Here is a 13,109-nt window from a genome sequence, read left to right as displayed (position 1 = left end):
TCTTGCAGGCAGCGTCAGTCCTGGCCGATGCTTAATAACCGGATACGCGAAGCACTGATCCGGTCACTTTGCAGAACCTGGAGCCGCTCGTCACCGTTCAGAAGCCGCCCTTCCTCCCAGCCTTCGGGTGTCAGCCGAAGTTCCAGCACTGAATCCACCTCCAGCGCTGAATCCGCCTGGTGGAAGTCGAACAGCGCACCTTGTCCCACCACAAGGAACTCCAGGGGGCCTAGCTGGATCACCAGCCCGAAGGGACGGTTATCGCCAGGAGTGTGGCCGTGGGCTGCTCCTTCTGTCTCGCCCGGCAGCTCCGGAGGTGGCGGCAGGACTACGCCTGCGTCAAGGAGCATCGCCGTGTAGAGCTTGGCTGCATTACGAATGCTGACGGTGATGCCTCCGAAACCGGCATCCACCCCGTCATCGTCCTGCTCCAAGGCGAAACCGAAGATACCTCCGTCACGCTGGGCATCAACGATGTCCCTGGTCAGGGACAGAATCGCACGGCAGGCTTCGCCGTATTGATTGCCCGGGCGGGCATCTTCCAGCCCGAAGACGTGGTAGCCGAAACCGCCGAACCGGCCTACCGCGAGAAAAGCATCTCCGGCCCTGAACCGGGCTTCCGGGATGAATAGCGGATTCCCTGGAGAAGCGTATTGCTCCATGATGTCAGCGGAGTTGGGAACATAGATATCGGGAGCCAGGAAGTCGAGGGACGGGGCAACAGCCTGCCACACCGGCAGCACCCTCGCAGTCGGCCCGCCACTGGGATAGTTGCCCGGCAATTCCTGTCCCGGCTGCGGTCCGAGCCACGCGTTGGCGTAGGCCGGGATTCCCAGGATCTCCTTGCCCGCCGCGGCGAGGCCCCCTACATAGCCCGCAAAAGCGCATGCCATGAACACCTCGTCAGCGACAGGATTCCCGTCGCCGAAATGCGCCTCCCAACTGGCTTCGGAGGTAACGATGGGCCTGAGAACGTCTGCCAGTGATGGGTCAAAAGTGCCTTGATCATTCGCCAGGGCTTTTCGGAGGACTTCCGGCACTGGAGAATTCCATGCTGCAAGGGCAGCGGCCGATCGGTCCCTCCCCGCGCCAAGCAGTCCCACCTCGTTCTCCACTTGGACCATGATCACCGTGTGCTGTGGGTCGGCCTCGCCAAGGTGTTTCATGAGTCGGCAGTACGCGGCCTTGTCGGCTTCAAACAGATCGTTGGAAAACACCGACAGGGTGGGACGAGGCATCGAGCCTTTATATGAAAATGGGGTTCGCATGGGTTCCGCTCCACGATCGGCACGGGGGAAACGTGCGGTATCGCGTCGGACCCACGATGGCGCGTAGGTGGATGAGGCATTCTTGAAGGCACCGAACCAGATGATCACCAGCCGCAGTCCGGCCGTTCGGGCGTCTTCCAGCAGCCCGTCCACGACGGAGAAGTCAAAAAGGCCTTCCTCGGGCTCCACTTGGTCCCACGCCACAGTTGCAATGACGGAGTTGGCGTTGGTGGCCGCGATCTTCTCCCATAGGGGCGCCATGTAGCGACGGTCGGAAGAACTGGAATTGTGCAGCTCGCCGCCTATGCAAAGAAACGGCTCATCATCAACGATCAACCGGGCATGGTCCGCGGACCGTTCCAGCCTGGGAAGGCTACGGATATCCATCAGTCCTCAATCACTCGGTATTGAAAATTCCTGAACCGCACTTGGCCGGAGCCCGCCGCAAACAGGGCCGGTCGCAGGCTCAGAAGCTCGCCGGCCGTGTTGGTGTTGTAGCCGGACATTTCGTAACGCAGCCCGTGGCGGGTCCAGTTGATCCCATCGGTGCTGTAGTACTGCGTGACGATGTGGGCGTCATTTACCATCCGGAAGTGGATTGTTGACGCCGCAGGTGCCGGCTCCCGCCAGTAAGGAATGTTCTTTCCGGCGCGGTAGCTCCGGAGCCGGTCCCCATCATGGCTCATCCCGCAGAACAGCCGGTCACTGTAATAGAGCAGCAGCCCGCCCTCGGCCCCACCGGAGAGGTCCGCTTCAACGGTGACCTCGTAGCGTTTGTCCCCCACGATGCAGGTCAGCGGCGAACTGTCGGACGGATCACTGCCGCTGGCCGTGAGAACCAGGCCTTCGTCCAATGAAACCCGTGAATACTCGTCCTTGCCAGGAGAATGGAAGGACCACTGAATGCCGAAGCGGTCCTCTGCGAAATCGTCCGAAAGCTGTATTCCGTGACCTGTTCCTCCAGCTGCGGAAGCACCCGGCACAGGTGCAGGCAGGGCCTTGGAGAGATCACCTCCGGCTGCACGGGGCCAGCCGTTTTCGTCCCATTCGATGGGTTCCAACAAAGTCTGGCGTCCCAGAGTGGTGAACCCATTTTCATAGGCGTGATACATGCTCCACCATTGACCGCCAGGACCTTCAAAAAGCGTGGCGTGCCCCTTGCTCCACCATGGTTCCGAGGCATCCCAAGTCCGGATGATGGGGTTGGCAGGGCAGTCTTCCCACGGTCCGTGGACCGAACGCGAGCGGGCTACCGTGACCATATGCCCTGTGGGCGGACCGGAGGTGCCGCCCACCGCCGTCGTCAGGTAAAACCATTCTCCGCGTTTAGCGAGTTTGGGTCCTTCCAGAGCGTAGGCCTCGGTCACCCAATCATCCGGGTAGCGCCAGCCATCGTAGACATGTTCCAGGGGGCCGTCAGTGGACAAACCGTCCGGACTCAGGCGGACACGGCTGACCCCACTTAGGAACAGGTAGCGGTTGCCGTCCTCGCCCACCACGTGTCCGGGATCGATATGCCCGTTGATTCCCAGGTTGACCGGTTCGCTCCACGGTCCGGCCATGGATTCGGCATGAATGACGTAAATCTGGGCTGGAGCCCCCGGATCAGGCGACACGGAGGTGGGAATAACGGGAACGTAGATGTAGTACCGGCCATCAACCTTGCACATGTCCACTGCAAAGACGTTGCCAATGGGTGTGGGCAACGCAGGACCCAGGGGCCGCCAATTGAGGAGATCCGTGGAGTGCCAGATGATCAGCCCGGGAGTGGACTCGAAGGACGAAAACGTGAGGTAGTAGACGTCCCCGTCCCGCAGGATGGCCGGGTCCGGGTGGTCGCCGGCAAAGACCGGGTTCAGGTAGCTGCCGTCGCCCAGATCGGCGCGACGCTGGCCTTCTGTGAAAACCTCAAGCGGGCTCAAGATTTAACGCCTCCTGTGAAGCCTTGGATGAACTGTTTCTGTGCCACCAGGAAGAACGCCAGGATGGGGATCATGGAGATGATGATGGCTGCGAAAATCACGTTCCATTGCGAGACGCTCTCCCCCACGAAGTTGTAGATCACCACCGGCAACGTCACGGCGTCCGAGCCGTTGAGGAAGATCAAGCCGGTAAAGAAGTCGTTCCAGACAATCAGGCCGGTGAAGATCGCCACGGTGCCCGTTGCGGGCGAGAGAAGCGGAAAGATGATTTTGCGGAACACGGTGAACCGGGATGCTCCGTCTATTTGTGCGGCTTCTTCATAGTCCCGGGCGATGCCGTTGGTGAACCCCATGTACAAAAAGATGGAGATGGGCAGAAGTGCGCCCGCATACATGATGATCGTTCCGGCGTGGGTGCCCACCAACCCGACGTTCCTCATACCCACGTAGATGGGGATGATGGCGGCCTGGGCCGGCAGAACCATTGTGACCAGGATGAGGCCCATGGCTGCCTTGCTCAGCTTGCCTGTCCGGCGGCTCAGCGTATACGCCGAGATGGAGCCTACAGCTACCAGCACCAGCACGCTTCCGGCCGTGATGATGATGCTGTTGAGCATCCCATCCATCAAGGTTGCCTGGCGGCCGCCGCGGATGGCTTGTCCAAAGGCATCCAAAGTGGGGTTGGTGACCAGCTGCATCGCCGACGTCGTGAGTGCGTCGTTGCCGTTCTTCAATGCCAGGTTAATCAGGAAGTAGAACGGAAGCAGGAAGATCAGGGCAACCAGGATCAGCAATGCCTCGCGAAGCAAAGTCTTCTTCGTGTAACGGAACATGATCGGTTAACCTTTGGAACTCGTGCGGAGGAGGAGGCGCTGGGCCACCGTGAGGATGATGATGATCAAGGACATGACCAAGGCGAGCGCGGCACCGAAGCCGAAACGGCCCATGACGAATGTTTCCTTGTAGATGGTCACGGCGAGGGTTTCCGACGCACCGTAGGGTCCGCCGCCCGTCAGTGCCTGGATCTGATCGAACACCCGGAGGCCATTGATCAGCATGAGCGTCATGGCAATAACCACGGAGGGCATGATGGCCGGAAGCACCACGTAGTTGAATCTCTGCCACAGGCTCGCTCCGTCGAGGGAGGCTGCCTCTTCAAGTTCGGGGGAAACTGTGGCCAGGCCAGCAAGGTACATGACCATCACCAGTCCAACGTTCTGCCAGACCATGACTACGATGATGGCCGGCAGGACCGTGGATGGATCACCGAGCCACGTGCGTTGCAGTGATTCCAATCCAACGGAGCGGAGGAATTCGTTCAGCGGGCCGTCCTGCTCAAAGATAAACTTCCAAATGTAGGACGTAGCCAATGAGCTGAGCACCACGGGCGCGAAGATCAGGGTTCGGATGACGTTGCGGGACTTGACGGTCCGGTTGAGGCCCAGAGCAAGCAGCAGGCCAAGGACGTTGGTCAGAACCACAAATGAGATACCGATGATGAAGGTATTGATCAGCGCTGCGGTGGTGGGGCCGCCGTCGGCTATTGCTGCGAAGTTTTCCCAGCCGACAAACTTCCACTTTCCCAGGCCTTTCCAGTTGGTGAAGGCGAAGAATGCTCCAATGGCGCTGGGGGCGTAGTGGATGAGCACCAGGGCCAGGAGTGCGGGGGTGAACCACCACCACGTTGCGAAGCGACGCTCCGTGCTGCGTTCGCTTTTGCGGCTGTTCTGTTTGCTGGAGCGGGGCGGGCGCCCGGTGACCCGGGCGCCCTCCGCTTTATGCTCAAGTTGTGCGGTCATGGGAAGTTCTTCCAATCAGGTTCGACGCCGTGGGCTAGGCGCCGCGGTCGTACTGCTCGTCCATGGTCTTCAGAACCTGGTCAGGGGTGGCCTGCCCGGTCAGAAGTCCCTGGATGCCGGTACCGAGCGAGTCGTAGACGCCGCTGTTGGGCCAGAGGTAGTTGGGCTGGGTGACGATCTTTTTCTCGGGCTCAGAGAAGTACGGTTCCAGCAGCGGGAACTGCTCGGGCACGGTCCCTGAAAGTGCCGAGGTGACAGATACGTTTCCGTTTGCTTTCGCCAAGGCATCCTGGTTGGCGGGCTGGGCAAGGAATTCCAGGAACTTCAGGGTGGAACCCTTGTGCTTGCCGGCAGCGTTGACGGCCAGGGCGTTGCCCGGGCTTGCGATCAGCCGGCTGTCTTCAGCCTTTTCGCCAGGCAGAACAGCTACATCGAAGGATCCGTCCTTGACCTGCGCCCGGAGGGCGGCAACAGCGCCGGCGGGGGCGAATGCTGCCGCCACCTTGCCCTGGGCAACTGACGGGAAAAGCTGGTCAAAGCCGGCACCCGCGGCACCGTCCTGGTAGCAGCCGGCGTCCTTGAACTTCACGATCTGCTCCAGCACCTTCTTCCAGTCCGAGTCAGCGAAGGTGGTTTCGTTCTTGGCGCGTTTGGCGTCCCACTGGGGGTCCTTGGCGTAAACCAGTGATGCCGCGAGTTGCATTGCCTGGAGGCCCGTGTTGGCGCCGGAGGTTCCTGCCACTGCGAAGTACGACTTGCCGGCTGCCCGCGCAGTCTTGCACTGGGTGATCAGCTCATCCAGGGTGGCGGGTTCCTGGAGCCCAAGCTCCTTCAAGACACCCGTGTTTTGAAGCATGGTGATCGGTGCGAGGTCGGCCGGAACGGCAAAGACCTTGTCGTCGTCGTAGTACAGGTTCTTGGCGGAAGCGGGGATCGCGTCGGCTGCCCACTTCTGGTCCGTCAGGTCCTGCAGGTAGCCTGCCTCGGCCAACGAGGCGAACGACTGGTTGTTTCCCCGCCCTGCCGTGACGTAGAAAATGTCCGGCGCGTTGCCTGCCTGGAGCTGGGTGCGCATGGTCTGACCGTGCTGGTCATTGGGCGACTCCACCAGCTTGACCGTGATGTTTGGGTTCTTGGCCTTAAAGGCGTCGATCAATGTCAGGTACGGGTTTCCTGCGCCACCACCTGTAAAGGCAGGGGTTGCGAGGGTGATCTCAACAGGGCCGGTTTCTTCAGCGATGGGTGCGTTGCTGTTGGTGTCGCCCCCACCACAGGCGCTCAACGCCAGTGCGGTAACGGATGCCAGTGCCGCAACGGAGAGAAACCTCCGGCCAGCCGGGCTTGGTGCTTTCTTCATGATGTGGCCTTTCATGACGTCGTTGTCCTGACCATCTAGTGATCAGTGGATTCGAGCCTTGCGTCAGTTTGTGTTTCCTGGATCACAAGCTGGCTCCTGTCATTCAAGGTAGGGCAGGCCAGAGCAGCCATGGAAATAGTTATCGTCTATGCTCACCATCTTCTCTCTGCATGCCTGGTTCCTCCCACTGGCAAATGCCTGCGTTTAGGCTGAATCCGGATGCTCCGGCCTGAGCCGCTTCCCCACCCACCACCAAAGGATGTTTCCGTGAGCGACGATGCCACGCCTGCCCTCCCGTCAGCTGCCGATGCTGTGTTTCCAGGATTCGCGGACCCACCCGTCACGGCCCGCCCCCGGGTGTGGTGGCACTGGATGGACGGAAACATCGACCCCGCTGGGATCGTCAAGGACCTTGAGTGGCTTGCCTCCTCCGGCGCAGGTGGAGTCCAGGCCTTCACCGGTTCCATGGGCATCCCCCAGTACACCCGGGAGCGCGTCTCTTTCCGTTCCCCGGCATGGCAAACGGCCATCTCCTGCGCGGCGTCCACTTCCACCAGGCTGGGACTGGAACTGGCCGTGGCCACCTCCGCCGGTTGGAGCGCGACGGGCGGGCCTTGGGTGGCACCCCACGCCGGAATGAAGAAGCTCGTTTGGAGCACCACGGCGGTGACCGCCGGCCAGCCGGCAATGCCCCGGTTGGCCGTACCGCCGTCGGTATCCGGCCCTTTCCAGGACGTCCCCTTCGGAGCGATCCGCAATGATCCCGTTGGCGTCCCGGAGTTTTACGACGACGTGGCGGTACTGGCATTGCCCCGGCGCGGCGGACACTTCCAGCTGACGCCTTCACGGGTGGTTGCCAGTGGTACCACTTCCGGGGACCGGCATCCTGAATCCTTGGCCGACGGCACGTTCTGGCCGACGGCGGAGGTTGTGGCAGCCTCCGGCACTGCATGGATAACGGCAGAATTCGACCAGCCAACGCACGTTTCCTCGGTGCGTGTGGGGCTGCCGGCCTCGCGTGGTTTCGGCGTAGCGCCGGCCCCGAAAGCGCATGTGGAAGCCAGCACCGACGGCGTCACGTTCAGCAAGGTGGCTGATCTCCCGGCATCCGGGTCACCTGTCCGGTCCGCAAGTTTCCCCACGATCACAGCACGCTGCTTTCGGCTGGTCCTGGAGACCGGAAAAGGCCACGAATTCCCCCTGGTACAGGGGATAAAACCACTGCCTTTTGCAGCTTCCAAGGGCGGCGGGACGTTCAAGGTTTCAGCTTTCCAGCTGTTCTCCGGTGGGCGCGTGGCCAGGTCGGAGGAAAAGGCCGGCTACGCGCCCGTGCCCGATTACTACGCGCTCGACGGCGGCACTTGCCAAACGTCCGACGCCGTCCAGCCGCAGGACATCATTGATGTCACCGCGTTCCTTGGACCCGATGGAATTCTCGACTGGACACCGGACAGCGGAGATTGGACCATCCTGCGGTACGGGTATTCCCTGACCGGGCACCTCAACGCCCCGGCCCCCGTTGACGCTACCGGCTTGGAAGTGGACAAGCTGGACGCCGCTTTGGTTACCCGGTACTTCAGCGATTACCTGGGTTTCTTCGAAGAAGCCCTCGGCAGCGGCCTGGATGGAGTGTCTGCATTGCTCAGCGACAGCATCGAATCAGGGCCCCAGAACTGGACCGGTGCCATGCGTGCCGAGTTCATGAAACGCCGCGGCTACGATCTGCTGCCGTGGCTTCCTGCCATCAGCGGCATCGTTGTTGGCAGTGCGGAGCAGAGCGATTCCTTCCTGTGGGACCTCCGGAAGACCATCTCCGAACTCCTCGCGGAGAACCACTATGGAACCATCGCGGACATCGCCAGGGAACGGGGCCTGACGTATTATGCGGAGGCTTTGGAGGACCACCGGCCGCAGCTGGGCGACGACGTCGGGATGCGTTCCTACGCTGATGTTCCCATGGGTGCCATGTGGTGCTACGAGCCGGATAAGGGACCCCAGCCCACCTACGTTGCCGATCTTCGTGGGGCCGCGTCGGTTGCCCACGTGTACGGAAAGGCAGCCACCGGGGCAGAATCCATGAGCGCCTTTGGCAAACCGTTCGCTTTTGCACCCCGGACGCTCAAACCAATCGCGGATCTGGAGTTCGCTTTGGGGGTCAACCTCCTGAACATCCACACTTCACCTCATCAGCCCGAGGCAGTACCCAAGCCCGGAGTCACCCTGTCGCCTTACCTTGGACAGTCCTTTACCCGGAATGAGACCTGGGCGCACGCGGCGAAGCCGTGGCTCGATTACTTGGGCCGCTGCAGCTATCTGCTGCAGCAGGGTACCTACGCCGCCGATGTCGCCTACTTTTACGGTGAGGAAGCGCCCGTCACGGGCGTCTTCGGCGATACCGCCCCCGAAGTCCCGGAAGGCCACGGCTTTGATCTCATCAACCTGGACGGGCTGCTGAACCACGTCACCGTAACGCCCGACGGCGGCCTTCTCACCACTGGCGGCACCACCTACCGGCTCCTTTATCTCGGAGGGACCAGCCACCGGATGACGCTCCGGGCGGTTCGGCGACTCATCGAATTGCTGCAGGACGGAGCCCTCGTGGCCGGGTGGCGTCCCGAACGCTCCCCCAGCCAAAGCGACGATCCCGCTGAGTGGAGTGCCGCCGTCGACCTTCTTTGGGGCGGACATCCGGGCTTGATTGACCTCGCGGGGGTGGCCGCAGAGGAGGGCGTGTCCACTGCGTTGGCCCGGGCGGGGGTGGAGCCCGACTGGGTTCTGGAGGCCGCGGCGGCAGCAAACCTGCCCGTCATCCACCGGCAGTTGCCGAACGCAGAACTGTATTTCGTCAGCAACCAGCGCGAACGTGCCGAACAGGTCAGCGCCTCTTTCAGGGGCACGGCGACCGCCGCCGAATGCTGGGATCCGGTGGCTGCTTCCCGGACTCCCATCGCCTTTCGCCCGGAGGCCGGAAGAACCGCAGTGGAGCTGCAGTTGGAACCGTTCGGTTCGGCCTTCGTCCTCCTGCACAGGACCGGTGGGGCAACTGTGAATGTCTCCGATACCAGCGCAGAGATTGCCGCAGCGCACACGCTTGAGGGTCCTTGGGAAGTGGCCTTCGACGGCGATGGCCAGGATCCGTCCGCCCTTGTGATGCCGGGCGTGGCTCCTTGGGCCGGACCCGGGGCCGACGCCCACGGGCCCGACGTGACCGGCTTCTCGGGGACAGGAACGTACCGCCACACTTTCTCAACCGATGGGATTCTGACCGGACCCGGCAAGCGGCTTCTGCTGGATCTGGCCGGGGTGAGTGAACTGGCTGAGGTCAGGGTCAACGGCAGCACTGTGGGCACTTTGTGGACCTGCCCGTTCCGCGTCGACGTCACAGACGCGATCCGGGCCGGCAGCAATGAGGTGGAAATAGCTGTGACCAATACCTGGTGGAACCGGCTTGCCGGCGATGCCGCAGAGGGGAACTTCGCCCGCCCCGCGGCCTCCATCTTTGAGCCGGATGCACCAACCATGCCTGCTGGCCTTCACGGCCCGGTGCGGTTGCTGGTCCTGGACGACTGACCCGGAAAGGCCAAGTAAAACGCCCGTTACTCCGCAACACAAGGCGGCGGAGTAACGGGCGTTGCTACTTCCCGTCCCTGTGATCTGCCAAGCGCTGCTCCGGCATGAAGACGGACAGCAGAACACCGACCGCGAAGATGCACGCCAGCAATCCGAAGATCGGCAGGAAGGCGTCGGTGTAGATGACCGCCACCCCGGACTGCAGCTCGGCCGGCAACTGCTGGACTGCCTGGGGATCCGTGACCGTGGAGGCGGGCACACCCAGGGTGTTCTCTGCTGCACCCCGTGCCAGCATGGTCGCGAAGAGACCGCCGAACACCGCTGTGCCCACGGTTACGCCGAGTTCACGAAGGTAGCCGAGTGAGGCGGTGACGCTGCCCACCACCGAGTGCGGCATGGCGTTTTGCGCCGCCACGACAGTGATCTGCATGAAGCTGCCCACGGCCAAACCCAAAAATGCCAGCAAGATCCCCACTACAGGCAGCGGGGTACCGGGCTGCAGGAGCCTGAGGCCAATGGCTGCTGCAACGGCCAAAGCCGAGCCTGCCAGGGGGAAAATCTTGTACCGCCCGGTACGGCTCACAAGCCACCCGGTGAGGTTCGTTGAAACCATCATTCCCAGGACCATCGGCAGGAGAATCATTCCGGCCACGGAAGCCGAGGTGGAGTACACCATCTGCACGTAGCTGGGAAGGTACGCCACCACGCTGAAGAGGCCGGCACCAATAACCAGGCCCAGGCCGGCCGCATTGACCACGGGCCAGCTCTTGAACATTTTCATCGGAATCAGGGGGTGCTTGGAGCGGATCTCCACCACCACGAAGAGCGCGCCGGAAATGGCCGCGACCGCGCCGATGGTCCAGAGAATGCCCGCGGAGATGCCCGGCTCGGTGCCCAACGAGACCACAGCCACCAAAGAACAGGTGAAAAGAACCATCAGGAGGGTCCCCGGCCAATCGACGCCGCCCGAGCCACGTGCGGTTTTCAGACGGCGAAGGGAAAACGCCATGGCCAGGGCCAAGAGACCAACGGGAAGGTTGATCCAGAACACCCACCGCCACCCAACGGTGTCAGTGATGGCGCCGCCAACCAGGGGGCTGATCACCGTGGCAACGCCGAACACCGATCCCAAAGGGCCGAGGTATTTGGCTCTTTGCCGTGGCGGTACGAGGTCGGCGATGATGGCCGGCGGGAGAACACCCAGCCCTGCTCCACCCAGCCCCTGGATTCCCCGATACAGGGAGAGCTGGAACATGTCCTGGGCGAAACCACACAAAACGGAGGCGCCGAGGAAGATTGTCAACGCAACCATGAGGAGCAAAGGCCGGCCATAGCGGTCCCCCAACCGTCCGTAGACAGGCATGCCGACAGTCATCGCCAGCGTATAGGCCGTGATGATCCACGCCATGTGGCGCGCACCGTCCAACTCACCCACCACAGTGGGAAGCGCAGTGGCCACGATCGTGTGGTCCAGGGCGCCCAGCAACACGATGATCAGCAACGCTGCGTAGATCGGGCCGACCCTTAACGGGGGTGGCGGCTGGGCTACTGAATCGGACGGCGTGGATGGACCTGTTTCCGCTGTCACGCCAAGGGCAGGAGAACCATCCACATCGTCCGGGATGGTGGATGGGGACACGTTTGAACGGCGCACCGCAACCTCGTTCCGGGAGAGCCGGCAAAGGCGGCTCGATACCGGCCAGATGCGCGCCCGGAGGAACGTTGACCCCCAACCGACGGGCCCAAGAGCCCCGGTATCGCAACGAATCTATCATCGGCGCGGGCCGCAATGCCGGGTGCTCCAACATCGGAATTCGCGATACTCCGCATACCCCGGAACTATTTCCGCAGCCCCCTCTCCCCCGCGTTTACTGGAGGAAATCTCAACGAAGAGGAGAGCACCACGATGACACAGAGCATCCGCGCTTCCACCACAGAAACCCAGGACACCAGCCCGGAAAATGCAGCCTGGTTCCGTTATGTCCTGGGCCAGTACCCCACCGGTGTCACTCTGATCACCGCCGCGACCGATGACGACGAACCAGTGGGAATGGTGGTGGGCACTTTCAGTTCCGTATCGCTGGATCCTGCGTTGGTGGCCTTCATGCCCGACGTCCGTTCGACGAGTTGGCCCAAAATCCGCGATACGGGTTCCTTCTGCGCCAATGTCCTGACTGCCGGGCAACAGGATGTTTGCCGCGCCTTCTCCCGCAAAGCCGAAGACCGTTTCACGGCCAACCAATGGGGCGATACCCCGTCCGGCAGTCCGCGGCTGGAAGGTGCCGCGGCCTGGATCGACTGCGACATTGAGGACGTGATCCGTTCCGGGGACCACGACATCGTGATTGGCCGCGTCAAAGCCCTGGGTGTGGGATCCTCCCGGGAACTTCCCTTGCTGTTCCTTCGTGGCGGCTACGGCTCGTTCACCATCCCCTCCATCATCTCTCCCGCAACGGCGCTGACCCGGCACGTCAAAGCCGCTGACGCCGCCCGTCCCGTCATTGAAGCCCTGGCGGATGCCTTGAAGCTGGAGGTCCTGGTCAGCGGAGTGGTTGATGATTCCGTGGTGGTGCTGACAGCGGCTGGAGTGGACAGCTCTCCCGGAGGTTCGCCGTCACGGGTGGGGGTCTCCTTCGGCCTCGCCGCTCCCCTGGCGCCCCTCTACGTGGCATGGGCGGGAGAAGCCGCGGAAAAGCGTTGGATCGACAACGCCCGCGTCGTCGTGGGTGAAGTCGACGCCACGCTCGCACATGCTGAGCTGGAACAGGTCCGCTCCCTGGGATACGCCGTGTCCGTGGATGTTGGCGCTGCGGCCGAGTTTGAGCGGATTGTCTACGTACCCAGCGACACCGCAGCACCTGATCTCAGCGGCGTTCTGCCCCTCCTCATCGAGAGGGCCGCCTCCTCCGGGCCTGCAGCGCTGGATGATCCTGCAGGGGTCACGTCCTTGCATGCCCCGGTCTTCGATCCCGAAGGGCAGGTGGCTGTGACGCTCACGCTCAACGGATTCCCTGGAAATGAATCCTTGTCACGCCTGGAGGAGTGCCGAGACAGCTTGCTCGGGGCAGCACGGTCCATCACGGATGCGATCGGAGGTAATCCCCCGCCCCAGACTCCCTAGCCCAAAGCCGTCTATTGACCTTGGATGTGACCCGCCTCATAATTAGTATCAGTATTCTAATTCGGATTAGGA

General features: G+C 62.2%; 8 protein-coding genes. 2 read left to right on the top strand and 6 right to left on the bottom strand.

What is annotated here, in order from left to right:
* Positions 1 to 14: 14 nt before the first annotated feature.
* The 5 genes from UC32_RS08365 to UC32_RS08345 are packed head-to-tail and all read right to left on the bottom strand — an operon-like array spanning position 15 to position 6,346.
* Entirely contained in the window at positions 15 to 1,604 is a 1,590-nt protein-coding gene (locus UC32_RS08365) for a DUF5597 domain-containing protein (RefSeq protein WP_200896354.1), read from the bottom strand.
* Between the two features lie 50 nt (positions 1,605 to 1,654).
* Positions 1,655 to 3,190, bottom strand: a complete 1,536-nt coding sequence (locus UC32_RS08360; RefSeq protein WP_045730764.1) for a family 43 glycosylhydrolase — start codon at positions 3,188 to 3,190, stop codon at positions 1,655 to 1,657.
* Entirely contained in the window at positions 3,187 to 4,023 is an 837-nt protein-coding gene (locus UC32_RS08355; protein ID WP_015938682.1) for a carbohydrate ABC transporter permease, read from the bottom strand. Before UC32_RS08355 ends, UC32_RS08360 begins: the two co-directional genes overlap by 4 nt.
* A 6-nt stretch (positions 4,024 to 4,029) precedes the next feature.
* Positions 4,030 to 4,989 carry a carbohydrate ABC transporter permease gene (locus UC32_RS08350; RefSeq protein ID WP_015938683.1) on the bottom strand — a complete coding sequence of 320 codons (960 nt, stop codon included), beginning with the start codon at positions 4,987 to 4,989 and terminating at the stop codon, positions 4,030 to 4,032.
* Positions 4,990 to 5,023: 34 nt separating this feature from the next.
* Complete coding sequence (locus UC32_RS08345) at positions 5,024 to 6,346, bottom strand: ABC transporter substrate-binding protein (protein ID WP_161797263.1); 1,323 nt, start codon at positions 6,344 to 6,346, stop codon at positions 5,024 to 5,026.
* A gap of 267 nt (positions 6,347 to 6,613) precedes the next feature.
* On the opposite strand from UC32_RS08345, the gene UC32_RS08340 reads away from it, so the two are divergent.
* Positions 6,614 to 9,916, top strand: a complete 3,303-nt coding sequence (locus UC32_RS08340) for a glycosyl hydrolase (RefSeq protein WP_045730762.1) — start codon at positions 6,614 to 6,616, stop codon at positions 9,914 to 9,916.
* Positions 9,917 to 9,980: 64 nt separating this feature from the next.
* Here the strand turns inward: UC32_RS08340 and UC32_RS08335 are convergent, their stop codons facing one another.
* Positions 9,981 to 11,555 (bottom strand): MFS transporter, encoded by a 1,575-nt coding sequence (locus tag UC32_RS08335; RefSeq protein WP_161797262.1) that lies wholly within the window; start codon positions 11,553 to 11,555, stop codon positions 9,981 to 9,983.
* 267 nt (positions 11,556 to 11,822) lie between these two features.
* On the opposite strand from UC32_RS08335, the gene UC32_RS20045 reads away from it, so the two are divergent.
* A complete protein-coding gene (locus tag UC32_RS20045) occupies positions 11,823 to 13,037 on the top strand; it encodes a flavin reductase family protein (protein WP_052690544.1) in 1,215 nt (404 codons plus the stop codon).
* The last annotated feature ends 72 nt before the right edge of the window (positions 13,038 to 13,109 follow it).

It is taken from the genome of Pseudarthrobacter chlorophenolicus (assembly GCF_000962805.1).
GTDB classification, from domain to species: domain Bacteria; phylum Actinomycetota; class Actinomycetes; order Actinomycetales; family Micrococcaceae; genus Arthrobacter; species Arthrobacter chlorophenolicus_A.
Note: the sequence above shows the minus strand (reverse complement) of the source record. Positions and strands in the feature narration are given on the sequence as shown.

What these genes read in the sequence shown, in the direction of transcription:
- UC32_RS08355 (WP_015938682.1), bottom strand. Translation starts at nt 4,023, where the DNA reads ATGTTCCGTTACACGAAGAAGACTTTGCTTCGCGAGGCATTGCTGATC.
- UC32_RS08350 (WP_015938683.1), bottom strand. Translation starts at nt 4,989, where the DNA reads ATGACCGCACAACTTGAGCATAAAGCGGAGGGCGCCCGGGTCACCGGG.
- UC32_RS08345 (WP_161797263.1), bottom strand. Translation starts at nt 6,346, where the DNA reads ATGAAGAAAGCACCAAGCCCGGCTGGCCGGAGGTTTCTCTCCGTTGCG.
- UC32_RS20045 (WP_052690544.1), top strand. Translation starts at nt 11,823, where the DNA reads ATGACACAGAGCATCCGCGCTTCCACCACAGAAACCCAGGACACCAGC.